Annotated in this window: 20 protein-coding genes and 1 pseudogene; 9 read left to right on the top strand and 12 right to left on the bottom strand. The window is 70.3% G+C overall.

All coding sequences use genetic code 11. From position 1 onward, the window contains the following. Nucleotides 1-218: 218 nt before the first annotated feature. Nucleotides 219-434 carry a DUF3073 domain-containing protein gene (locus AB0F72_RS38880; protein WP_014440246.1) on the top strand — a complete coding sequence of 72 codons (216 nt, stop codon included), beginning with the start codon at nt 219-221 and terminating at the stop codon, nt 432-434. A 119-nt stretch (nt 435-553) separates the two neighbouring features. Here the strand turns inward: AB0F72_RS38880 and amcA are convergent, their stop codons facing one another. The 5 genes from amcA to AB0F72_RS38855 form a co-directional block, all read right to left on the bottom strand. Beyond that, nucleotides 554-778 carry a multiple cyclophane-containing RiPP AmcA gene (gene amcA, locus AB0F72_RS38875; protein WP_360443091.1) on the bottom strand — a complete coding sequence of 75 codons (225 nt, stop codon included), beginning with the start codon at nt 776-778 and terminating at the stop codon, nt 554-556. Continuing rightward, entirely contained in the window at nt 747-1,853 is a 1,107-nt protein-coding gene (gene amcB, locus AB0F72_RS38870; RefSeq protein ID WP_360443169.1) for a cyclophane-forming radical SAM peptide maturase AmcB, read from the bottom strand. Before amcB ends, amcA begins: the two co-directional genes overlap by 32 nt. 153 nt (nt 1,854-2,006) lie before the next feature. Beyond that, on the bottom strand, nt 2,007-3,158 hold the full coding sequence (gene purM, locus AB0F72_RS38865) for a phosphoribosylformylglycinamidine cyclo-ligase (protein WP_360443088.1): 1,152 nt from the start codon (nt 3,156-3,158) through the stop codon (nt 2,007-2,009). A 31-nt stretch (nt 3,159-3,189) separates the two neighbouring features. Beyond that, nucleotides 3,190-4,770 carry an amidophosphoribosyltransferase gene (purF, locus tag AB0F72_RS38860; protein WP_360443085.1) on the bottom strand — a complete coding sequence of 527 codons (1,581 nt, stop codon included), beginning with the start codon at nt 4,768-4,770 and terminating at the stop codon, nt 3,190-3,192. Between the two features lie 116 nt (nt 4,771-4,886). Beyond that, nucleotides 4,887-5,219 (bottom strand): sterol carrier family protein, encoded by a 333-nt coding sequence (locus tag AB0F72_RS38855; protein ID WP_360443082.1) that lies wholly within the window; start codon nt 5,217-5,219, stop codon nt 4,887-4,889. A gap of 182 nt (nt 5,220-5,401) precedes the next feature. Between AB0F72_RS38855 and AB0F72_RS38850 the strand changes: the two genes are divergently transcribed. After that, nucleotides 5,402-7,192 (top strand): carboxypeptidase-like regulatory domain-containing protein, encoded by a 1,791-nt coding sequence (locus AB0F72_RS38850; RefSeq protein WP_360443079.1) that lies wholly within the window; start codon nt 5,402-5,404, stop codon nt 7,190-7,192. A gap of 102 nt (nt 7,193-7,294) precedes the next feature. Here the strand turns inward: AB0F72_RS38850 and purL are convergent, their stop codons facing one another. The 3 genes from purL to purS are packed head-to-tail and all read right to left on the bottom strand — an operon-like array spanning nt 7,295 to nt 10,709. Continuing rightward, nucleotides 7,295-9,745: a phosphoribosylformylglycinamidine synthase subunit PurL gene (purL, locus tag AB0F72_RS38845; protein WP_360443076.1), complete on the bottom strand. Its 2,451-nt coding sequence runs from the start codon at nt 9,743-9,745 to the stop codon at nt 7,295-7,297. Then, nucleotides 9,742-10,455: a phosphoribosylformylglycinamidine synthase subunit PurQ gene (gene purQ / locus AB0F72_RS38840; RefSeq protein WP_360443166.1), complete on the bottom strand. Its 714-nt coding sequence runs from the start codon at nt 10,453-10,455 to the stop codon at nt 9,742-9,744. The genes purL and purQ overlap by 4 nt, the downstream gene beginning before the upstream one ends. Continuing rightward, nucleotides 10,452-10,709 (bottom strand): phosphoribosylformylglycinamidine synthase subunit PurS, encoded by a 258-nt coding sequence (gene purS, locus AB0F72_RS38835; protein WP_360443073.1) that lies wholly within the window; start codon nt 10,707-10,709, stop codon nt 10,452-10,454. The genes purQ and purS overlap by 4 nt, the downstream gene beginning before the upstream one ends. Before the next feature lie 257 nt (nt 10,710-10,966). On the opposite strand from purS, the gene AB0F72_RS38830 reads away from it, so the two are divergent. After that, nucleotides 10,967-11,644, top strand: coding sequence for a trypsin-like serine protease (locus AB0F72_RS38830; RefSeq protein WP_360443070.1), 678 nt, complete (start codon nt 10,967-10,969; stop codon nt 11,642-11,644). Nucleotides 11,645-11,713: 69 nt separating this feature from the next. On the opposite strand, the gene purB is transcribed toward AB0F72_RS38830, so the two are convergent. After that, nucleotides 11,714-13,135 (bottom strand): adenylosuccinate lyase, encoded by a 1,422-nt coding sequence (purB, locus tag AB0F72_RS38825; RefSeq protein ID WP_360443067.1) that lies wholly within the window; start codon nt 13,133-13,135, stop codon nt 11,714-11,716. 159 nt (nt 13,136-13,294) lie between these two features. Between purB and AB0F72_RS38820 the strand changes: the two genes are divergently transcribed. Further along, nucleotides 13,295-13,747: an SCP2 sterol-binding domain-containing protein gene (locus tag AB0F72_RS38820; protein ID WP_360443064.1), complete on the top strand. Its 453-nt coding sequence runs from the start codon at nt 13,295-13,297 to the stop codon at nt 13,745-13,747. A gap of 176 nt (nt 13,748-13,923) precedes the next feature. Here AB0F72_RS38820 and purD read toward each other — a convergent pair whose 3' ends face one another. Beyond that, nucleotides 13,924-15,165, bottom strand: a complete 1,242-nt coding sequence (gene purD, locus AB0F72_RS38815; protein WP_360443061.1) for a phosphoribosylamine--glycine ligase — start codon at nt 15,163-15,165, stop codon at nt 13,924-13,926. Nucleotides 15,166-15,257: 92 nt separating this feature from the next. Between purD and AB0F72_RS38810 the strand changes: the two genes are divergently transcribed. The 3 genes and pseudogenes from AB0F72_RS38810 to AB0F72_RS38800 form a co-directional block, all read left to right on the top strand. Then, complete coding sequence (locus AB0F72_RS38810) at nt 15,258-16,547, top strand: adenylosuccinate synthase (protein ID WP_360443058.1); 1,290 nt, start codon at nt 15,258-15,260, stop codon at nt 16,545-16,547. Between the two features lie 20 nt (nt 16,548-16,567). Next, nucleotides 16,568-17,533 (top strand): diacylglycerol kinase family protein, encoded by a 966-nt coding sequence (locus AB0F72_RS38805; RefSeq protein WP_360443055.1) that lies wholly within the window; start codon nt 16,568-16,570, stop codon nt 17,531-17,533. Nucleotides 17,534-17,847: 314 nt separating this feature from the next. Continuing rightward, a pseudogene (locus tag AB0F72_RS38800) lies at nt 17,848-18,774 on the top strand (ParA family protein); the annotation flags it as partial. Between the two features lie 4 nt (nt 18,775-18,778). On the opposite strand, the gene AB0F72_RS38795 reads toward AB0F72_RS38800, so the two are convergent. After that, entirely contained in the window at nt 18,779-19,201 is a 423-nt protein-coding gene (locus tag AB0F72_RS38795) for a DUF3151 domain-containing protein (protein ID WP_360443052.1), read from the bottom strand. Between the two features lie 68 nt (nt 19,202-19,269). Beyond that, entirely contained in the window at nt 19,270-20,262 is a 993-nt protein-coding gene (locus AB0F72_RS38790) for an ADP-ribosylglycohydrolase family protein (protein ID WP_360443049.1), read from the bottom strand. A gap of 54 nt (nt 20,263-20,316) precedes the next feature. Between AB0F72_RS38790 and AB0F72_RS38785 the strand changes: the two genes are divergently transcribed. Both AB0F72_RS38785 and AB0F72_RS38780 read left to right on the top strand, forming a co-directional pair. Beyond that, nucleotides 20,317-21,504 (top strand): hypothetical protein, encoded by a 1,188-nt coding sequence (locus AB0F72_RS38785; RefSeq protein ID WP_360443046.1) that lies wholly within the window; start codon nt 20,317-20,319, stop codon nt 21,502-21,504. Between the two features lie 28 nt (nt 21,505-21,532). Further along, nucleotides 21,533-21,835 carry a hypothetical protein gene (locus AB0F72_RS38780; RefSeq protein ID WP_360443043.1) on the top strand — a complete coding sequence of 101 codons (303 nt, stop codon included), beginning with the start codon at nt 21,533-21,535 and terminating at the stop codon, nt 21,833-21,835. Nucleotides 21,836-22,269 lie beyond the last annotated feature (434 nt).

Here is a 22,269-nt window from a genome sequence, read left to right as displayed (position 1 = left end):
CGCAGCCCGGCAATCCCTCCCGAAACAGACCCGAATTGGCTGCCGCGCGGTCGCGGATCGGCCCGCAAGAGGCCAAACCGCGACGCGCGGCAGTGTCACACGCAACCCGAGGTGCCGAACGCGCCATCGTCCATGTACCGTAAGACCCACGAGAGATGCCTGACGTCATCGGGGCCCGCCTTCGGGCTGCCCCGAATTCTGTGCGAGGGGGTCGAGCCATGGGGCGCGGCCGTGCTAAGGCCAAGCAGACGAAGGTGGCGCGGGAGTTGAAGTATCACTCCCCCAACACCGACCTCACCGCCTTGCAGCGCGAACTGGCGAGTGCCGGTAAGTCGAATCATCACTTCGACGACGACAACGACGAGTTCGTCGATGATGATGAGGACGACGACGCGGATGACGACCGGGATACCTGGTCGCCGACAAGGCGCTGACCCGCAGTAGCACAGAGCACGCGGCCTGACCGCGTGCTCCGGTGAGTCGCGGTCACATTTCTACGGTTGAACCGAAGCCCACGCGGGTGATCCCCGCGTGGGCTTCGACCGGGCGGGCTTCAGCGTGGCCGGTTGTTCCAGTTGTAGAACGTAGGAATGTTCTCGAAGTGGTTCCAGGCGCACACCGCCGTGCCACTGTCCGAGGGCGCCTGCTCAGCGCGTTGCTGCCGGGCGACATCCGCCTCCGCGAGGAGCGCGGTCAACCCTGCCCGGGTCTCGTGCACCCGCGCCGTGACCGGATCCTCCACGCCGTCAGACAGCCGTGGCTTCATGATCTCGGGCATGGTCCAGCACTCCCTCCAGTAGGCGAATCTTGCTGTTCCGGCAGTGGTCCGTCTCGGTGACGTCGAACCTGCCGTGTTCGAAGTAGCGGTTGGCCGCGTGTGCGCCACCGCAGAACCCGAAGTACGGGCAGCTGTTCCGGCACGCCTCGATGCCGCGCAGGAACTCGCTGATCCACGGTGTGCCGGCCGCGCCGGCCAGGATCTCGGTGAGTGGTGTCCGCAGCACATTGCCGCTCGCGAAGTCGCCGTACCGCGGGTCGGAGAAACCGGCCAGCTCGGGCGAGAGCAGCACCACGGAGCCGTCGTGCGCCACGGTCGGGATCGGGTCCAGCTGGCGGGGCAGCAGCTCGTCAGCGGTGCCGTCGAGGACCGCCGCGGCGTACCGCAGCGACCACTCCACCTCGCGCAGATGGATCCTCGGCGCCTGACGCCAGGCGCCGACCAGCTCGGCCCAGAACGCGCTCACCGCTGCCGGGTCGCGACGGTTGAGCCGGGTGTTGACACCCTCCAGCTCCTCCACGTTGATCCCGAGCACCTCGCAACCGAGGTCGAGGAAGTAGTCGTACAGCTCGGTCGCCACGCCGGGTCGTGGATCACTGACCACGCAGAGTGCCGAGAACGGGATGTCGTGCCGGCGCAGCGCGTCGATCCCCTTGACGATCAGGTCGTAGGCCGGGCGGCTGCCCCGGTCCACCCGGTCGCCGTTGCGCTCGCGCGGCCCGTCCACGCTCACGCTGACCCGCACGTCGTGCTTCCGGAAGAACTCGCACCAGGCGTCGTCGATCAGCGTCGCGTTCGTCTGCACGTGATGCTCGACCGACGCGCCGAACGGCGCGAAGAGCGCGCCCAGGTGGTCCAGGCCCGCCGCCAGCGGCTCACCGCCGTGCCAGACCACCGAGAACCTCTGTTGGGTACGGGTGAGGCCCGCCACCGACTCAGCGACCCGCTCGGCGACCTCGACCGGCATCTTCAGGTTGTCCCGCCGGAACGGTAAGTAGCAGTACCCGCATGCGAGATTGCAGAGAGTAGTGGGCTGCATGACGACGTAGCTGGGCACCGTGGAGATGCCGCGCATCCCGCTCCACGCACCGGTCATGTCACGCACACTAGGCCTCGCGGTCTACCAATACGAAAGATCCGCATGTGCCGGACATCGACACACGCGGATCATTTCACGTTTTGTCCCGTTGCGGTAATTGTCCCGTTGCGGTCTTTGTCCTGTTTGCGATCAGCCGCGGGTGTAGGAGCCGAGCATCTGCACCTCGCCGGAGCCCTCGATGACCTCGCCGACCTGCCAGGCCTCGACGCCACGGCCGGTCAGGTAAGCCATCGCACGGTCCGCGTCGTCCGACGAGACGACGGCGAACATGCCGACGCCCATGTTGAACGTGGCCTCCATCTCGGAGTCCTCGATGCGGCCCTTCGCCTGGATCAGGTCGAAGATCGGCTGCGGGCGCCAGGTCGACCGGTCGACCACCGCGTCCAGGTTGCTCGGCAGGACCCGGTTCAGGTTGCCGGGGATGCCGCCGCCGGTGACGTGCGAGAACGCCCGGACGTCGGTCTCCTCGATCAGGCCGAGGCAGTCCTTCGCGTAGATCTTGGTCGGCGTGAGGAGCTCCTCGCCGAGGGTGCGCTGGGTGCCGAAGTCGTCGACCACGGTGTCCAGGCGCATCCGGCCGGCGCCGAGCAGCACGTGCCGGACCAGGGAGTAACCGTTGGAGTGCAGACCCGAGGAGCGCATCGCGATCACAGCGTCGCCGATCTCGACCCGCTCCTTGCCGAGGATCTCGCTCTCCTCGACCACGCCGACGCCCGTCGCGGAGACGTCGTACTCGTCCGGGCGAAGCACGCCCGGGTGCTCGGCGGTCTCGCCACCGAGCAGGGCACAACCCGCGTACCGGCAGCCGTCCGCGATGCCGGCGCCGATCTCGGCGACCTTGTCCGGCACGACCTCGCCGCAGGCGATGTAGTCGAGCAGGAACAGCGGCTCGGCGCCGCAGGCCACCAGGTCGTCGACGACCATGGCGACCAGGTCGATGCCGATCGTGTCGTGGATGTCGAGCTGCTGCGCGATCACCAGCTTGGTGCCGACGCCGTCGGTCGAGGAGGCCAGGACCGGGCTCTTGTACTTCGCCGTGTTCAGCTTGAACAGGCCGGAGAAGCCGCCGAGGTCACCCATCACCTCGGGCCGGGTGGTCTTCTTCACCTTCGACTTGAGCAGCTCGACCGCACGGTCACCCGCGTGGATCGAGACACCCGCATCCGCGTACGTCGCCGAGCGCTTGCGCGGCCCGCGGCCCGCACCGGCCGTCCACGGCTGGCGGTCCGCGCCTTCGGCGCCGTTCGATCCGGCACTGTTGCGCTCGGACACGTGCGTCACGGTTCTCCCCTTAGCGGTTCTGTGTATCGAATCACGGGTGGTGCAGCGCGTTCGCGCCGCCTGGACTGGTGAGCAGCTGGCTCGGGCCTTCATAGTCCGACTCGAGGTCGGCCACTGCCGCAGTCGCCTGGTCCGGTGTGGCGTTGGGCATGCTCGCACGCTTGCCGACGCCCTCCAGCACGTGCTTGCCGATCAGGTCCCCGGCCGGGAGCTCGATCGGGTACTGCCCGTCGAAGCAGGCCATGCAGAGCCGTGTCTTCGGCTGCTCAGTCGCCTGGACCAGGCCGTCCAGCGAGACGTAGCCCAGGCTGTCCGCACCGATCGAGCGGCGGATGCCGTCGATCTCCAGCCCGTTCGCGATCAGCTCGGCGCGGGTCGCGAAGTCGATGCCGTAAAAGCACGGCCATTTCACCGGCGGCGAGGAGATCCGGACGTGGATCTCCAGGGCGCCGGCCTCACGCAGCATCCGGATCTGGGCGCGCTGGGTGTTGCCGCGCACGATCGAGTCGTCGATCACCACGATCCGCTTGCCCCGGACGACCTCGCGCAACGGGTTCAGCTTGAGCCGGATGCCGAGCTGGCGGATCGTCTGGGACGGCTGGATGAAGGTGCGGCCGACGTACGCGTTCTTCATGAAGCCGGCGCTGTACGGGATGCCGGAGGCCTCCGCGTACCCGATCGCGGCCGGGATGCCGGACTCCGGGACGCCGATCACCAGGTCGGCCTCGACCGGGTGCTCCTGTGCCAGCTTGCGGCCGACCTCGACGCGGGCCGAGTAAATGTTGCGACCGGCGATCGTGGTGTCCGGGCGGGCGAGGTACACGTACTCGAAGAGGCAGCCCTTGGGCTCCGGCGCGGCGAACCGGCTGGAACGCAGACCGTGCTCGTCGATCGCGATGATCTCGCCGGGCTCGACCTCGCGGACGAAGCTCGCGCCGGTGATGTCCAGCGCCGCGGTCTCGCTGGCGACCACCCAGCCGCGCTCCATCCGGCCCAGGACCAGCGGGCGGACACCCTGCGGGTCACGGGCGGCGTAGAGGGTGTGCTCGTCCATGAAGACGAAGCTGAAGGCGCCCCGCAGGGTCGGCAGCAGCTCCAGCGCGGCGGCCTCGACCGAGAGGTCGGGCCGGCCGGCGAGCAGCGTGGTGACGAGCGCGGTGTCGGAGGTCGAGTCGCCGACCTCGAGACCGCGGTCGGCCACCTCCTTGGCGAGCTCCGCCGTGTTCACCAGGTTGCCGTTGTGCGCGAGCGCGATCGTCGTGCCGGCCGGCGTTGCCCGGATGGTGGGCTGCGCGTTCTCCCAGTTGGAGCCGCCGGTCGTCGAGTAGCGCGCGTGGCCGATCGCCAGGTGGCCGCGCAGGCTCGCCAGGGTCGGCTCGTCGAAGACCTGGGAGACCAGGCCGATGTCCTTGTAGACCACCACGCCGGAGCCATCGCTCACCGCGATGCCGGCAGCTTCCTGACCTCGGTGCTGCAGGGCGTAGAGCCCGAAGTACGTGAGTTTCGCGACCTCTTCCTCGGGAGCCCAGACGCCGAAGACGCCACAGGCATCCTGGGGGCCGCGCTCCTGGGGGTCGAGATCGTCGGTCAGTAGGCCGTCGCCTCGGGGCACCTGCTTGCTCCCTCGTGTCGGATCTGCTTGAAACGCTCGAAGCGCTGATCTGCTCGAACTAGCTGGTCCGCTCCGACGGACCAGTGTACGCGAGGTAAAGGACAGCGACCCCTTGCTCATTCCCCGCCGAGGGGCAGGAACTCGGAGAGATCGGTGCGGATTCCGCTCGCCCGGAGACGACCGTCACGCGCCGCTTCCGCCCACTCCAGGCGTCCGGTAGCCAGGAGCAGCCAGGTCAACGGATCCGTTTCGACCACATTGGGCGGTGTGCCGCGGGTGTGCCGGGGACCGGCGACGCACTGAATCGCGCCGAAAGGTGGAATTCGCACCTCGACCGAACGGCCAGGAGCTCGTTGGGACAACTCGGCCAGCAGTGCTCGGACAGCATCACGCAAGACCGGACGATCAGGTTCGAGGCCCTGGTCCAGCGCGTCCAGGGCCTGGTTCACCGACTCGGATTTAGAGTGCGCAGGGGACACGTCGGGACGATACGACTCGGTTTGTAGACAACGGCACACCGCCCTGGGTCGCGAAAGTGACGTGCGACAAGGCATAGTGGCCGACGGTGTTCAAGTCGCGGGATCTGCCGGTCGCCGAAACCGGGGACCGCGCGACCCGGAAGGTGGTGGATGTGACAACGCACCTACGCGCCAGGACGACCCAGGCCGGTGCGTTCCTGGCCCTGGTCGTCGGCCTCGTTGCCGGCGTGCAGACGGCTGCCCTGGCAGAACCACCGGACGTGCAGATCACGAACCTCTCGTCAACCGAGGTGGCCACGGGAAGTACTGTAACCATGCAGTACACCATCAGTAACCCCGGGTCCGGTGGTGGCGGCGAAGAAGGCGAAGAAGAGGGTGGCGGCCAGCAGCAGGCCGGCAGCGCCACCATCAAGGTCAGCGGGATGAGCTGCAGCGGTGACTGCAGCTCGGTCAAGCAGATCGGCAGTGAGCCGGCCAGCTTCACCGCGAACCTGACCGCCCCGTCGGTGGCCGCCGGCGAGAGCAAGGACGTCACCGTCCAGGTCACCGCCACGATCAACGGCGTGTCCAACTCGGCGAGCCAGACCGTCACGGTCAAGGGCGCCGACAAGCCGCAGCTCGTCACCCGGGTCTCCGGCAAGATCAAGGACGGCGACGGCGACAAGATCGCCGGAGTCGACGTGGCCATGCAGGACGCGGCCGGCCACTCGTACGGCACCACGACCAACAGCAGCGGCAGCTACTCGTTCATCTCCTCGGACGACAAGCCGATCGAGCCCGGCAGCATCACCGTCGGCGCGCTGAAGGACGGCTACGCCTCCACCACTGTCACGGTCCGGGGCAAGGCCGGCGGGTCGGTCAACGTGCCGATCACGCTGAAGAAGCTGGCCGCCGAGAGCCCGTCGCCGAGCCCGTCGGCAAGCGTCTCGGCGAGCGCCGTGCCGACCGAGGAGGTCGCCGAGGACCCGACCGACGAGGAGACCGCCGAGACCGAGGCGCCGGTCGCCGCGGCCCCGGTCTCCGACGAGTCCGACGGTGGCATCAACTGGCTGCTCATCGTCATGGGCGTGCTGCTCGTGGCCGCCGGTATCGGCGCGATCGTCCTGGTGATCATGCGGCGTAAGAACGCCGCCGGCGCCGACGACCCGGACGGCCCGCTCAGCGGCGCCGGCGCAGCCGGTGGCCCGCCGGGCGGCAGCCCGTTCGACGCGACCCGGGTGGCCGCTCCGGTCGGAGCCGGTCGCCCCGGGGACGCCACGATGGTCGCCCCGATGGGCGGCGGCGGTATCGGCGACGCCCCGACGATGGTGCATCGGCCGGTGGTCGAGGACGAGTTCCCGGACCCGTACGGCGCTCCGATCCCGCCGCAGGGCGGATACGCGGGCACCAGCCAGTGGGGTGCCGCCGAGCAGCAGGGCGGCGGTTACGGCGGCGGGGCGTACGGCGGTCAGCAGCAGCAGTACGGGCAGCAGCCCGGCGCTTACGGCGCCGGCGGCCAGGCCGCACCGCAGCAGCGGTACGACGAGCACACCAGCCTGTACCAGCCGGAGCAGCCGCAGCAGCCGCAGCAGCCCCAGCGCTACGACGAGCACACCAGCCTCTACCAGCCCGAGCAGGGCGGCGGTTACGGCGGCTACGACCAGCAGGCCGGATACGGCGGCTACGACCAGCCGGCCGGTGGCTACCCCGCCCAGCCGGGCGGGTACGACCAGGGCACCGGTTACGGCGGCTACGACCAGCCCGGTGGTGGCTACGGGGTTCAGCAGGGCGGGTACGACCAGCCGCAGGGTGGCTACGGCAACCAGCAGCCGCCTCAGGGCGGTTACGGCGCCCAGCCGGGTGGTGGATACGACCAGCAGCCCCCGGCGTACGACGACGACCCGGACGGCTACAACGGTTACGGCCAGCAGCGTCCGCCGCAGAACCGCGACTGGAACGGCTGACCCGCAGTACTGAGAAAGGCCCTGTGCGATCACTCGCACAGGGCCTTTCTTGATGTCGCGTTCTGATGTTGCCGGGGGCTCGCGGCCCCCGGCAACGATCGATCAGCCGTTCGGGTCGGTCAGCTCCAGCGTGACCGAGCGGACCTCGCCCCCGGCCGGAGTCGCCTCCGCCGGGCCGCCGAAGAGCTTCTTCAGCGTTCCCGACCACGCCTCGCGCAGCTCGCCGAGGCCGATCGTGAACTGGTCCTGCACCTGCAGCGACTGCTCCTCGGTGGTCACACCGAGCGCGGTCACCGGCACGCCGAACTCGGCGGCCAGGGCGTGGAACGCCTTGTCGTGCCCACGCGGAACGGCGACCACGGCCCGGCCGGCCGACTCGCTGAACAGCTGGACGAACGGCGACACACCGTCCTGCGGGAAGCTCACCTTCACGCCGACGTCGTAGCGCAGGCAGCTCTCCACCAGCGCCTGAGCCAGGCCGCCGTCGGAGAGGTCGTGCGCGGAGCTGACCAGCCCGGCCTTCGAGGCGCGGGCCATCAGCGCGCCGAGCGCCTGCTCGGCCGCGAGGTCGACCTTCGGCGGCTTGCCACCGAGGTGCCCGTGGGTCACCCACGCCCACTCCGAGCCGGAGAGCTCGTTGCGGGTCTCACCGAGCAGGTAGACCAGGTCGCCGCCGGCCTTGGCGGGCGACGCGAAGCCCATCGGGATGCGCCGGGACACATCGTCGAAGACGCCGAGCACGCCGACCACCGGGGTCGGGTGGATCGCCGCGGCGCCGGTCTGGTTGTAGAAGCTGACGTTGCCGCCGGTGACCGGTGTGCCCATCTGCAGGCAACCGTCGGCGAGGCCACGGACGGCCTCGGCGAACTGCCACATCACGGCCGGGTCCTCGGGCGAACCGAAGTTCAGGCAGTCGGTCACGGCGACCGGCTCGGCGCCGGTGACGGCGACGTTCCGGTACGCCTCGGCGAGGGCGAGACGAGCACCCTCGTACGGGTCGAGCCGGGCGAACCGGCCGTTGCCGTCGACGGAGAGCGCCACACCGAGACCGGTCTCCTCGTCGATCCGGAGCACGCCGGAGTCCTCCGGCTGCGCCAGGACGGTGTTGCCGAGGACGTAGCGGTCGTACTGCTCGGTGACCCAGGTCTTGTCGCACAGGTTCGGCGAGGCGACCATCCGCAGCACGGTCTCGCGCAGCTCGTCACCGGTCGACGGGCGCGGCAGGGTCTCCGCGCGGTCGGCCTGGAGCAGGATCAGGTCGCCCGGCTCGCGCAGCGGGCGGGCGTAGACCGGCCCGTCGTCGGCGAGCGAGCCCGGCGGCACGTCGACCACCACGTGGTCGTTCCAGCTGATCACCAGGCGGCCCGGCGTGCCGTCCGCGCCGGCCGGGGTGACCTCGCCGATCGCGGTGGCCCAGACGCCCCACTTCTCGGCGATGGCGAGCACCTTGTCGAGGTTCTCCGGCGTGACGATCAGGAGCATGCGCTCCTGCGACTCGCTGGCCAGGATCTCGGTCGGGGACATCGAGGCCTCGCGCAGCGGGACCCGCTCCAGCCAGACCCGCATGCCGGTGCCGGCCGCCGCGGCGGTCTCGGTGAGCGCGCAGGTGAGGCCCGCGCCACCGAGGTCCTGGATGCCGCTGACCAGGCCGGCGTCGTACAGCTCGAGGCAGCTCTCGATCAGGAGCTTCTCCATGAACGGGTCGCCGACCTGCACCGACGGGCGGCGCTGCTCGGCTTCCTCGTCGAAGGTCGCCGAGGCCAGCACGGAGACACCGCCGATGCCGTCCCGGCCGGTCCGCGCGCCGAGCAGCACGACGATGTTGCCGGTGCCGGTGGCTTCCTTCTTCTGCAGGCGCTCGACCGGCAGCACGCCGATGCTGAGCGCGTTGACCAGCGGGTTGCCCTGGTAGGACGGGTCGAAGACGATCTCGCCACCGATGTTCGGCAGGCCGAGACAGTTGCCGTACCCGCCGATGCCGGCCACCACGCCGGGCAGCACCCGGGCGGTGTCCGGGTGGTCGGCCGCGCCGAACCGCAGCGGGTCCATGACCGCGATCGGCCGGGCGCCCATCGCCAGGATGTCCCGGACGATGCCGCCGACGCCCGTCGCGGCGCCCTGGTAGGGCTCCACGTAGCTGGGGTGGTTGTGCGACTCGACCTTGAAGGTCACCGCGAGCTTGTCGGAGATCTGCACCACACCGGCGTTCTCACCGATGCCGGCGAGCATCCGGGTGTTGGCCGGCGTCTTCTCGCCGAACTGGCGCAGGTGCACCTTGCTCGACTTGTAGGAGCAGTGCTCGCTCCACATGATCGAGTACATCGCGAGCTCGGACGCGGTGGGCCGCCGTCCGAGGATCTGACGGATCCGCTCGTACTCGTCGTCCTTGAGGCCGAGCTCGGCGTGCGGCTGCAACTCGTCGGGCGAGGCCTGCGCCTTCTCGACCGTGTCCGGACCGTCCGAGAACTCGTTGACCAGCACGTCTGTAGCGGCGAAGCCACTCTGCTTGGTCGGTGCCGCGTCGCTGGAGACAGTCTCCGGCTGCGTGGTCATCGCTGTTGTCCCCCTGCGAGCTGACCGTCCGCGGACGCCCCCGCCAGGGCCTGCAGGACGGAGGTGAAGAAGCCGAGGCCGTCGAGCGACGGGCCGGTCAGCGCCTCCACGGCGTGTTCCGGGTGCGGCATGATGCCGACGACGTTGCCGGCCTCGTTGGTGATCCCGGCGATGTCGCGCTGGGAGCCGTTCGGGTTGCCGCGCACGTAGCGCGCGATCACCCGGCCCTCGGCCTCCAGCGAGTCCAGCGTGCGCTGGTCGGCGACGAAGCAACCCTCGCCGTTCTTCACCGGGATGAGAATCTCCTGGCCGGGCGTGAACCGGTTGGTCCAGGCGGTGTTCGTCGCCTCGACCTTCAGCCACTGGTCCCGGTTGCGGAAGTGCAGGTGCTGGTTCCGGGTCAGCGCGCCGGGCAGCAGGTGCGCCTCGCACAGGACCTGGAAACCGTTGCAGATGCCCAGAACGGGCAGTCCGCCGCGGGCCGCGTCGATGATCGACTCCATGACCGGAGCGAATCGCGCGATGGCGCCGCAGCGCAGATAGTCGCCGTACGAGAAGCCGCCGGGCAGGACCACGGCGTCGACGCCGTGCAGGTCCGGGTCGCCGTGCCAGAGCCGCACGGCCTCAGCGCCGGCGATCCGGGCGGCGCGGGCGGCGTCCCCGTCGTCCAGCGAGCCAGGGAAGGTCACCACACCGATCCGCATGGTCAGACGACCTCCGCCGCCGCGCTCTCGACCACACGGATCTCGAAGTCCTCGATCACCGGGTTGGCGAGCAGCTTGTCGGCGATTTCACGAGCCCGATCGAGGTCGGGCTCGCCGGCGAAATCAATCTCGATTCGGCGGCCGATACGGACGGAGGAGACATCGGTGACGCCGAGCCGGGGCAGTGCGTTTGCCACTGCTTGACCCTGCGGGTCCAGGATCTCCGGCTTGAGCATGACGTCGACCACGACGCGAGCCACGGGCACTCCTGACTGATAGGTGTAAGCACGCGAAGCCTACCTGGTCAAGTCGTCCCGCGACCCACGGGCCGGTCCCGAACAACCGACGTAACGGTCATTGAGCAGGGAATCTCCCACTGATCCGCGGGTCATCACACTGTGATAGGTGTCGATTGAATGGTAGGGCGGAGCCTGACGGTGCCTTACCGTGCATCCATCGAATTCGATTCACCACCGCGCGCGCCCCGTCGACCCGATCCCCAGAAAGGAATCTCGACGTGCGCATTCGACTCCTGGCCGCCGTTACGGGCCTCGCCGCCGCGCTAGTCACGCCGGCGGCCGCACACGCGGACGACGACATCACCCCGTACATCATCGGCGGGGGCACCGTCTCCTCCGCGCCGTGGGCCGCTGCCGTGCTCAGCAACGGCAACTTCACCTGCTCCGGGACGATCATCTCGGCGAACTACGTGCTCACCGCGCGGCACTGCATCAGCGGCACGATGTCGGTCCGGGTCGGGAGCGTGAATCGGACGAGCGGCGGGGTCACCCGTACCGTCGCGGCCACCTCGACCCGCTACGACCTCGCGCTGATGCGGCTGAGCCAGTCGGTCAGCACCACGTACATGCCGCTCTCCAGCGCGTACCCGCCGGTCGGCTCCACCAACTCGATCTACGGATGGGGCATGACCTGCTACTCGGGCTGTTCCGCCTCCACCGTCCTGAAGACCGCCACGGTCCGGGTCACTTCGACGAACCAGACTGACGCGTACGGCGGACGGGCGATCGGCAGCACCCGGATCAACGGAAACGCCTGGCGCGGCGACTCCGGGGGTCCCCAGGTCTACAACGGGGCCCAGGTCGGCGTGGCGTCGACAGCTGACGGCACGAGCCGCCAGTACTACGGGTCGGTGGCCTACAACCGCGCGTGGATCACGTCTGTCGCCGGCGTCTGATCTTCGCGAGAGGCAGCCGTGTACACGGCGCCTGGGATGGCGCCCGGCAGCAGCCGGGCGCCATCCGCGTCAGAGGATGGGCGCGGGGGCGTAACCGGCCGCCGACGGGTTCGCCGCGACGATCTCCGCGATCCGGGCCGCGACCGCCTGCACCTGCGCCGGCGCGGCGCCGACAAAGGCCGCCCGGTCCGCCACCAGGGTGTCGATCTCGGCGCGCGAGAGCTGCAGCCGGCCGTCGTCGGCGAGCCGGTCGAAGAGGTCGTTGACCGCCACGCCCTTCTCCCGCATGGCCAGCGCCACAGCGACCGCGTGCTCCTTGATCACCTCGTGCGCGACCTCCCGGCCGACGCCCTTGCGCACCGCCGCCACCAGGATCTTCGTGGTGGCCAGGAACGGCAGGAACCGGTCCAGCTCACGGCCGATCACCGCGGGGTACGCCCCGAACTCGTCAAGCACCGTGAGGAACGTCTGGAACAGCCCGTCGGCGGCGAAGAACGCGTCCGGCAGCGCGACCCGGCGCACCACCGAGCAGGAGACGTCGCCCTCGTTCCACTGGTCGCCGGCGAGCTCGCCGACCATCGACAGGTAACCGCGGACGATCACCGCGAGCCCGTTGACCCGCTCCGACGATCGGGTGTTCATCTTGTGCGGCATCGCCGAGGAGCCGACCTGGCCGGGCTTGAAGCCCTCGGTCACCAGCTCCTGGCCGACCATCAGCCGGATCGTGGTGGCCAGCGAGGACGGGCCGGCGACGATCTGCGCGAGCGCCGAGACCACGTCGAAGTCGAGCGAGCGCGGGTAGACCTGGCCGACGCTGGAGAGCACCCGGGCGAAGCCGAGGTGCCCGGCGACCCGCGACTCCAGCTCGGCGAGTTTCTCCGCCGCGCCGTCGAGCAGGTCGAGCTGGTCGGCAGCGGTGCCGACCGGGCCCTTGATGCCCCGCAGCGGGTACCGGCCGATCAGGTCGTCCAGCCGCTCGTACGCGATCAGCAGTTCCTCCGCCGCCGAGGCGAACCGCTTGCCGAGCGTGGTGGCCTGCGCCGCCACGTTGTGCGACCGGCCGGTCATCACCAGGTCGGAGTGCTCCACCGCGAGGGCGGCGAGCCGGGCCAGCGTCGCGACCACCCGGTCGCGGATCAGCTCGAGCGAGGCCCGGATCTGCAGCTGCTCGACGTTCTCGGTCAGGTCACGGGAGGTCATCCCCTTGTGAATCTGCTCGAAGCCGGCCAGCTCGCTGAACTCCTCGATGCGGGCCTTCACGTCGTGCCGGGTGACCCGCTCGCGCTCGGCGATGGAAGCAAGGTCGACCCGGTCCAGCACCGCCTCGTACGCCTCGACGGCGCCCTCGGGCACCGAGACGCCCAGGTCGCGCTGGGCCTTCAGGACGGCGAGCCAGAGCCGCCGCTCCATCCGGATCTTCTCCTCCGGGGACCAGAGCGCGACGAGGTCGGCGGAGGCGTAGCGGGCGGCAAGCACGTTCGGGATGGTCACGCCGCCGATTCTTTCACGGCCGCCCGGGCGGTTATCCCTGCCTGCGCCGCACCCGGCCGGGGCGGCCCGCCGCTTCTTGAGTGGCACACTGCACAAGGCCGAGCAACCTCGCTAAGGTTACTGGCGAGTAGGTAGACGATCATTCCGAAAGGTCCACTGATGACTGATTTCAGCCCCGAGTCGCTCTCGTCGATCGGCCCCAAGGAGTTCTCCCAGCTCGTCAAGTCCACTCCGGACGCCAAGATCGCTGAAGTGATGGCCTCCGACACGCGCTCGAAGATCCTCGACGAGGTCTTCAACCGGATGCCCACGCTGTTCCGCGCCGACAAGGCCGGCAACACCTCGGCCGTCATCCACTGGATCATCACCGGCGGCCCGGACGGCGCGAGCGACACCTACGAGACCGTGATCGAGAACGGCGCCTGCACCGTCACCAACCAGCCGGTGCGCGAGCCGAAGCTGGCCATGACCATGGACGCGGTCACGTTCCTGAAGACCGTCTCCGGCGACGGCAACCCGATGATGCTGTTCATGACCGGCAAGATCAAGGCAAAGGGCGACCTGTCGCTGGCCGCCAGCATCGCCAAGCTCTTCGACCTCCCCAAGAGCTGACGTACGCGAGTGGGGTTCCGTCGCGCACCCGGCCGAACCCCACCCCGCCGGACCCGGCAGACCCAACCCCTACGAAGTCGCGTGCTGGGCGTGCGGCACTTCGCGCGTGTGGACTTGAGGTGCGCACCGCACCCGAAATCGACACGCTCAGGGTTGGGCCGGGAGCCGCGGCGCTGTCACAGGGTGATCTGGCCCTCGACCGCCTTCAGGGCGATGTCGGTCCGGTACTGGGCGCCCTCCATGCCTACCCGATCGACCAGGGCGTATGCCGCCTCGCGTGCCGCACGCAGGTCCGCGCCCGCGGCCGTCACGCTGAGCACCCGGCCGCCGGCCGAGACCAGCGCCCCGTCGGGGCGCCGGGCGGTGCCGGCGTGGATCACTCCGGGCGCCTCGGCGCCCTCGATCACGTCGCCGGTACGCGGCGTGCCCGGATAGTTGTGGCTGGCCAGCACGACCGTGATCGCCGCGCCCGGCTTCCAGGCCAGCGGCGGGTGCTCGGCCAGCCGGCCGGTGGCCGCCGCGGTGAGCAGGCCGGCGAGCGGCGTGTCCAGCAGCGCCAGCACCACCTGCGTCTCCGGGTCACCGAAGCGGGCGTTGAACTCGATCACCTTCGGCCCGGCCGGGGTGAGCGCGAGCCCGACGTAGAGCAGGCCCGAGAACGGCGTGCCCCGGCGGCGCATCTCGGCCAGCGTCGGCTCGACGGTCTCCCGGACGACCCGCTCGACCAGGTCGGCCGGCGCCCAGTCCAGCGGCGCGTACGCACCCATGCCACCGGTGTTGGGGCCCTCGTCGCCGTCCCTGAGGCGCTTGAAGTCCTGTGCCGGCATCAGCGGCGCGACGGCGGTGCCGTCGGTGACCACGAAGAGGGAGACCTCAGGGCCGGACAGGTACTCCTCGATGACGACCTTGCCGCACTCCTCCGCGTGCTTCAGCGCCGCGTCGAAGGAGTCGGTGACCACGACGCCCTTGCCGGCGGCCAGGCCGTCGTTCTTCACCACGTAGGGCGCGCCCAGCTCCTCGAGAGCGGCCCGCGCCTGCTCAGGCGAGGAGCAGGTGAAGGAGCGGGCGGTCGGCACACCCGCGGCGGCCATCACGTCCTTGGCGAACGTCTTCGACCCCTCCAGCTGCGCGGCGGCGCCGGACGGGCCGAACACGGCGATCCCCTTGGCCCGGACCGCGTCGGCGACACCCGCCACCAGCGGGGCCTCGGGACCGACCACGACCAGGTCGGCGCTCAGCTCGACGGCGAGCGCGGCGACGGCGGCGGGGTCGGTGGCATTCACCTCGTGCAGCTCGGCAACCCCGGCGATGCCCGGGTTGCCCGGCGCGGCGGCCAGGAAGTCGACGGACGGGTCGGCGGCAAGCCCGACGGCAAGCGCGTGCTCGCGCCCACCGGAGCCGATCAGAAGTACGCGCACGACGGCCCATCCTACCGGTGTCACCGTCGCGTAAACTTCGGCAGTACCCGGGTCTCCTCCAGGTACAACCTTGAGGAAGGGCATCACTCAAAGTGCCGGTGATCGTGTTGGTCGGCGCCCAGTGGGGCGACGAGGGCAAGGGCAAAGCCACGGACCTGCTGGGCGACCGGCTGGACTACGTGGTCAAGTTCAACGGTGGCAACAACGCGGGCCACACCGTCGTCATCGACGGCGAGAAGTACGCGCTCCACCTTCTGCCGAGCGGAATTCTCTCCCCCGGCGTCGTACCCGTGATCGGCAACGGTGTCGTCGTCGACCTCAACGTGCTGTTCCAGGAGATCGACGTCCTGGAGGCCCGCGGCATCGACACGTCGCGCCTGCGGATCAGCGCGAACGCGCACGTCATCGCGTCCTACAACCGGTCGCTCGACAAGGTCAGCGAGCGGTTCCTCGGCGCGCGGCGGATCGGCACCACCGGCCGGGGCATCGGCCCGACCTACGCCGACAAGATGAACCGGGTCGGCATCCGGGTCCAGGACCTCTTCGACGAGTCGATCCTGCGGCAGAAGGTCGAGGCGGCGCTCGCCCTGAAGAACCAGGTGCTGTCGAAGATCTACAACCGCAGCGCGGTCAAGGCCGAGGACGTGGTCCAGGAGCTTCTGTCCTACGTCGACCGGCTCCGGCCCTACGTGGCGGACACCGCCCTGGAGCTGGCGAACGCGATCGACGACGGCAAGGTCGTGCTCTGCGAGGCCGGCCAGGCCACGCTGCTCGACGTCGACCACGGCACCTATCCGTTCGTGACCAGCTCGAACGCGACGGCCGGCGGCGCCTGCACCGGTTCCGGCATCCCGCCGACCCGGATCGACCGGGTGGTGGCCGTGCTCAAGGCCTTCACCACCCGCGTCGGCGAGGGCCCGTTCCCGACCGAGCTGCACGACGAGATCGGCGACTACCTGCGCAAGGTCGGCCATGAGTACGGGACGACCACCGGCCGCCCGCGCCGGATCGGCTGGCTGGACCTGGTGATCGGCCGGTACGCCCAGCGGATCAACGGCGTGACGGACTTCGCGATGACCAAGTTGGACAACTACGACGGGCTGGACGAGATCCCGGTCTGCGTCGCCTACGAGGTCAACGGTGTGCGGCACGACGAGATGCCCGTCAACCAGACCGATTTCCACCACGCCAAGCCGATCCTTGAGACGCTGCCCGGCTGGAAGCAGGACATCTCCGGCTGCCGCACCTTCGACGAGCTGCCCAAGGAGGCGCAGGGCTTCGTCGAGTTCGTCGAGCAGCGGATCGGCGCGCGGATCTCGATCGTCGGCGTCGGCCCCGGCCGCGAGGCGGTCATCGAGCGGCACTCGGTCCTCGGGTCCTGACGAGTACGAAGGGGCCTGACATGTACGACGTGGTGCTCCTCAGCCTGGTCGAGGGATCCGGCTCGGCGGACGCCTGCGGTGGCGGGTGCGGCGGCTGCGGTTCGGCCGCCTCCTCGACCGTCTGCGCTCCGCGGACCCCGGTTCTGGCCTGCGCCGACGCGCTGCGCAAGGCCGGCGCTCGGGTCGAGACGGTGATGGCCGCTTCTGACCAGGAGATCGACGCGGTCCTGGCCCGCTTCGACGGCCCGGCCCGGCCGGACGGCCTCACCTGGCCCGACCCGGACACCAAGCTCAGGCTGGTGGTGGCGAGCGCCACTGACGGCCAGTTGCGCGCCGTCGTGCGCCGGCTGGTCCGGAGGTACGCTCCGCCGCCCAGCAAGCGACCGGCCGACCTGTCGATGGCCCGGACCGTCCCGGACCTGCCGCCGCTCGCCATCCTCCCGCTCGATCCGGGCAACACCGGCGACCTCGCCGCTCAGCTGGGCCTGCCCCGCACGCCGGAGGAGGTGGCGGCGGCCGTTCTGAACGGCCCGGTCCGCCGGCTCGACCTGCTGCGCAACGACGGTGGCTCGGTCACGCTGGACGGCGCCCTGCTCGGCGGCTCCGACGACAACGGCCGCGCCGTCCCGTGGCGTGGCCGGGTCGAGGTCGACGACGCTCTGCTCACCAACGGCGAGGAGCCGGTGCTGGCCTGCGCGGTCGGCAACGCGGGTGGTTACGCCGAGTTCGACGGCTTCCGCCTGCTGGCCGACGGCGACCCCACCGACGGCCGGGTCGAGGTCGCGGTCGCCGTTCCCGTCGTGGTGAAGAAACGGTTCAAGGGCACGACCGTACGCATCGAGGTTCGTCGCGCTCGTGGCCGGGCTGTCTCGGTCCTTCCTCGCGAGGGTGACCTGCAGTTTCTCGACGACGGGGTGGCGGGATCGACAAGCCGCAAGCGATCCTGGTGGACCGAACCGGGCGCCTGGGCGGTGTACGCGGGCTGATCTCTGTGCGACGCTGACCGGACATTCGGTGAAGATTCCGACTGTCTGTACGGGAGGTCGCATCCGTGGAGGACGAGCTCACCGAGAAGGCTCCTCAGGCCCGGGACGTCGAACCGTTCTGGTCCGGGGAGCCCGATCCCGCAGCGCCGGAGGCGCAGCCCGGGGTGTACCGGCCGGGCGTGCCCGCTCAGCGGCCCCCAGCAGCGGCCTCACCGTGGTCCCAGCCGTTGCAGCGGCCGGCACCCGCGCCGCCCGGCAAACCGTCCCCAGTGGACGACCCGTTCCCCGAGCTGGGTGACGGCGACGGCGAGACACCGACCGCGGACGAGTTCGCCCGTCGCCGGCTCGTCCGGCCGGCGCAGCAGACCGCGTCGATGGGCGCACGGGCGCTGCTCCAGAAAGGCACGCTCGGCCTGGTCAAGCTGCCACCCGGCAAGCGTGAGCTGGAGTACAGACAGGACGTCGAGACGGTCCGGCGCAACTTCGGCGGCCTGCGCCAGGTCACCGTGGTGAATCCGAAGGGTGGCGCCGGCAAGACAGTCGCGGTGCTGCTGCTCGCGATGACGTTCGGCCAGAAGCGCGGCGGTTACGTGCTGGCCTGGGACAACAACGAGACGCAGGGCACCCTCGGGATGCGCGCGCAGCAGGACTTCCACTCCCGGACGGTCCGCGACATGATGCGCGACCTGCACCTCTTCGAGGGTGCGCAGGGCCGGGTCGGCGATCTTTCCCAGTACGTCCGCTCGCAGGGCGAGGGGATGTTCGACGTGCTCGCCTCGGACGAGTCCGCGACGGCCGGCGAGATGCTGACCGCCGGGGCCTTCGCCGAGATCCGGGACGTGGTGAGCAGGTTCTACAAGCTCATCTTCGTGGACACCGGGAACAACGTCCGGGCGGAGAACTGGCAGGCCGCCATGGACGCCACCGATCAGCTGGTGATCACCATGTCGGCCCGCAACGACTCGGCCGAGACCGCCGCCCGGATGCTCGACCATCTGGAGCAGAGCGGCCGGCGGCGCCTGGTCCGCCAGGCGGTGACGGTGGTGACAATGCCGCCGACCCGCAAGGACATCGACCTTCCGGCGATCCAGCAGCACTTCGCGGCGCGGACCCGCTCGGTGCTGCTGGCGCCGTACGAGAAGCTGATCGACTCAGGTGAGCCGTTGCGCTACAGCGCGCTCTCCACGAACACCCGGGACGCCTGGCTCAAGATCGCCGCAGCGGTCGCGGAGGGTTTGTAGGGGGTCAGGTCAGGGCGTCGGCCGCGGCCGGGTCGCTGTCCCGCAGGAACTGGGCGCAGCGGGCCGCCTCGTCCGCCTCGCCGATCGCGGCGGCGGCCAGCGCGAGCGCGTGCAAGCAGCGCAGGAAACCCTGGTTCGCCTCGTGCGCCCACGGCACCGGGCCGTGGCCCTTCCAGCCGTTGCGGCGCAGGGCGTCCAGTCCGCGGTGATAACCGGTGCGGGCGAAGGCGTACGCGGTCACCGGGTCGCCCTTGGCCAACGCCTCGGAGGCCAGCGGCGCCCAGGCAGCGCTGTAAGCGGGGTACTTGGCGGCGACCGCCTTGTGCGCCTCGGCGGTGCCTGCCGCAGCGGCGGCGGCGAGGGCCTTGTCGGCCTCCGCGTCGGCGGGCAGGAGGGTGGCCGGCGGCTCGGGAAGGAGGTTCTGCATGACCTCATTCAACCCGTCTCACGGGGGTTAATTCCGCTACGACAGGCGTTTCGCCGGTGAATCGCTGATCAATCCCAGGCTTTGCCGAGACGGAACAGCCGATCCGCGTACTCGATCTGGGTCTGCCACTCGGCCGGCCAGGCAGCCAGGCCGAGCGAAGCGCCGGCGAACGCGCCCGCCAGGCAGGCGATCGAGTCCGAGTCGCCGGACGAGGCCGCACCGCGGCCGAGGACCGCGACCGGATCATCCGGCGAGATCAGGTAGACGTAGAGCGCGGTGGCCAGCGCCTCCTCGGCGATCCACCCGGCGCCGGTCACGAGGCAGGGGTCGCCGTCATGGTCGCCGCTCGCGAGCGCCGCCTCCACCCGGTCCAGCGCGGCCGCGCACTCGTCCCACCCACGGGCGATGAACTCCTCCGGCGAGGTCACCGTGGGTCGCTGCCACAACTCGCCGAGCCAGTCACCGTGGTAGACCTCACGCTGCTCGGCGCAGCGCTCCCGCAGGGCGGCGAGCAGGCGATTCGGCGCCAGGCCGTCTTTCAACCACAAGCAGGCGTACGCGGTCAGCTCACTCGCCGCGAGTCCGGTCGGGTGGCCGTGCGTGAGTGCGGCCTGGAGCTGGGCGGCGCCGGACCGCTGCTCGCCGGTCAGCCCCGGGATCAGACCGACCGGGGTGACCCGCATGTTCGCGCCGCACCCTTTCGAGTCGGCCTGGGTCGCCTTCGTCCACGGCCGCCCGTCGGCGAGCGCCGCGCAGGCCCGCAGGCACGTCATGCCGGGGGCACGGTCGTTCTCCGGGCTGGCCGCCCACTCCAGGAACCGGCGGCGCAGGACCGGCTCGAACGTCGCCGGGGTGAGCGCCCCACGCACCTCCAGCAGCGCCTCACCGACCGCCAGCGCCATCTGGGTGTCGTCGGTGACCAGGGCCGGCTCGCCGTCGAGCTGCCGTGGGCCGGCCGGGCCGTACCTCGCCACGATGTCCGCGTACTTCTGGAACTCGGTCGGTTTGCCGAGTGAATCCCCGTAGGCCAGCCCGAAGAGCGATCCCGACGCAGCACGCATGGGACAACTCTAGGTAGTCCGTCAACAAGGTGGGGATCGCGGAAGATGGACCACATGCCCGATCCCCTCCAACCCGTCCTGGGTGGCGACGAACCGTTCGACGCGACCGAGTCCGAGGTCGAGTCCCGCGCCGAACTCGACGCCCTGCTCCGCAAGCGCAGCCTCGCCGGCCTGGTCGTCCTCGGCCTGCGGCTGGACCACGACCCACCCGACCTGTCCGGCGTCGACGTGCACGACACGCTCTTCGTCGGCTGCGAGTTCTCCGGGCCGGACGTCGAGACCGACCTGATCCGCCGTGGCGCGCACGTGGTGCCGCCACTCGACGGCCTGCCCTACCCCACCCACCCGGCGGTCCTCTACACGCCCGAGGACCTCTCCGCGGGCTTCGCCGAGTCCGGCTTCGCCGGGATGTACGACACCGAGGTCTACCGCCATTTCGGCCGGCACGGCGGCGCGGTGCCGGACATCCGGGAGGCGCTCGCGCAGCGGCTGCACGACGCCGGCATCGACAACGCGCTGGGCAAGGCGCTCGCGGCGTGGGCAGCGGTGCACGGCCACGAGGGCGCGATCGGCATCATGGGCGGGCACGCGGCGCCGCGCGGGTCCGACGCGTACCGGATGGCGGCCTCGCTGGCGCACCGGCTGGCCGCCGACGGACGGCTGATCGTGACCGGTGGCGGGCCGGGCGTGATGGAGGCGGCGAACCTCGGTGCGTACTTCGCGTCCCGTACCGGATCGGAGCTCGCCGCGGCGATCGACACGCTTTCCGCGGCGCCGCACTTCCTCGACCACGACCCGTACACGGCGGCGGCGCTGGCGGTGCGCGCGACGTACCCGCTGCCCGAACTGGATCTGGCCGGCCGCCTCCAGCACGGCGGGCTGGCCCTGCCCACCTGGCTCTACGGTCACGAGCCGGCCAACCTGTTCGCCGGGCAGATCGGCAAGTACTTCTCCAACGCCGTACGCGAGGACTCGATCCTGCGCCTGGCCCGCGGCGGCATCGTCTTCGCGCCCGGCTGGGCCGGCACCGTTCAGGAGATCTTCCAGGCCGCGACGAAGACGTTCTACGCCACCGACGGGCCCTCCGGGGCGTACGTGTTCCTCGGCGTCGAGCACTGGTCCGCGCTGCCGGTGGTGGACCTGCTGCGGCCGTTGCTGGCCCGCTCGCCGCACGGCGACCAGTCCGGTCTGATCGTGGTCACCGACTCGCTGGACGAGGCCGCCGCGGCGTTGCGCCGGTGACCTGGCGGGCATGCCGCACACTGCGGACATGGTGAGCTTCGTGGTCGTCTTCATCGCCCTCGTGGCGCTCTTCGTCGTCGGCATCCTGATCACCGCATCGGTCCTGGTCTTCCGGGCCGCGCGGCGCGGGCGGGACTACGGGCCGGCGCGGCACACCCGGTCGCGAAGCGGCGGGTCGTCGCACTCGAGCAGCGGATCGTCGGACTCGGGGGGCTGGTGGGATTCGGGGAGCTCGGATTCCGGCGGCGGCTGGGGTTCCTCGGACTCCGGCGGTGGGGGCGGGGACGGTGGCGGTGGTGGTGGAGGCGGCGGTGGTGGCGGCGGGGACTGAAACCGTGGGTGGCAACCACCGGTTGACTTCGCCCGCCTGATCACATGCGTGCGCTACGGCCGGCGGATGCGAGCCGTAGCGCACGCAGGTAACCGGGCCGTCTTGCCTGCACCAGCTACGGCCGGGTCACGCGAGCCGTAGCGCACGCAGGTATCCAGGCCGTCTTGCCTGCACCAGCTACGGCCGGGTCACGCGAGCCGTAGCGCACGCAGGTAACCGGGCCGTCTTGCCTGCACCAGCTACGGCCGAGTCACGCGAGCCGTAGCGCAGGCCGGTTTCCGGGCCGTCCCGCTTTGCCGCTGAGCTTCCGTCGAACCTCGCCCACGCCCAAGGCTAGGGCCAATGCCGGGTAGTTAAGGATTCGCGGCGGGTGTCAAGAGTGTCGCGAGACGAAGGCGGCGGGGTCTCGGTATAGAGGTTTGTCACTCCAAGAC

Source organism: Actinoplanes sp. NPDC023936 (genome assembly GCF_040639325.1).
Lineage (GTDB): Bacteria > Actinomycetota > Actinomycetes > Mycobacteriales > Micromonosporaceae > Actinoplanes.
The sequence above is the reverse complement of the archived record's forward strand: the minus strand, read 5'-3'. Positions and strand labels throughout refer to the sequence as shown.

What these genes read in the sequence shown, in the direction of transcription:
- AB0F72_RS38880 (WP_014440246.1), top strand. Translation starts at nt 219, where the DNA reads ATGGGGCGCGGCCGTGCTAAGGCCAAGCAGACGAAGGTGGCGCGGGAG.
- amcA (WP_360443091.1), bottom strand. Translation starts at nt 778, where the DNA reads ATGCCCGAGATCATGAAGCCACGGCTGTCTGACGGCGTGGAGGATCCG.
- amcB (WP_360443169.1), bottom strand. Translation starts at nt 1,853, where the DNA reads ATGCGCGGCATCTCCACGGTGCCCAGCTACGTCGTCATGCAGCCCACT.
- purL (WP_360443076.1), bottom strand. Translation starts at nt 9,745, where the DNA reads ATGACCACGCAGCCGGAGACTGTCTCCAGCGACGCGGCACCGACCAAG.
- AB0F72_RS38820 (WP_360443064.1), top strand. Translation starts at nt 13,295, where the DNA reads ATGACTGATTTCAGCCCCGAGTCGCTCTCGTCGATCGGCCCCAAGGAG.
- AB0F72_RS38805 (WP_360443055.1), top strand. Translation starts at nt 16,568, where the DNA reads ATGTACGACGTGGTGCTCCTCAGCCTGGTCGAGGGATCCGGCTCGGCG.
- AB0F72_RS38795 (WP_360443052.1), bottom strand. Translation starts at nt 19,201, where the DNA reads ATGCAGAACCTCCTTCCCGAGCCGCCGGCCACCCTCCTGCCCGCCGAC.
- AB0F72_RS38790 (WP_360443049.1), bottom strand. Translation starts at nt 20,262, where the DNA reads ATGCGTGCTGCGTCGGGATCGCTCTTCGGGCTGGCCTACGGGGATTCA.
- AB0F72_RS38785 (WP_360443046.1), top strand. Translation starts at nt 20,317, where the DNA reads ATGCCCGATCCCCTCCAACCCGTCCTGGGTGGCGACGAACCGTTCGAC.
- AB0F72_RS38780 (WP_360443043.1), top strand. Translation starts at nt 21,533, where the DNA reads ATGGTGAGCTTCGTGGTCGTCTTCATCGCCCTCGTGGCGCTCTTCGTC.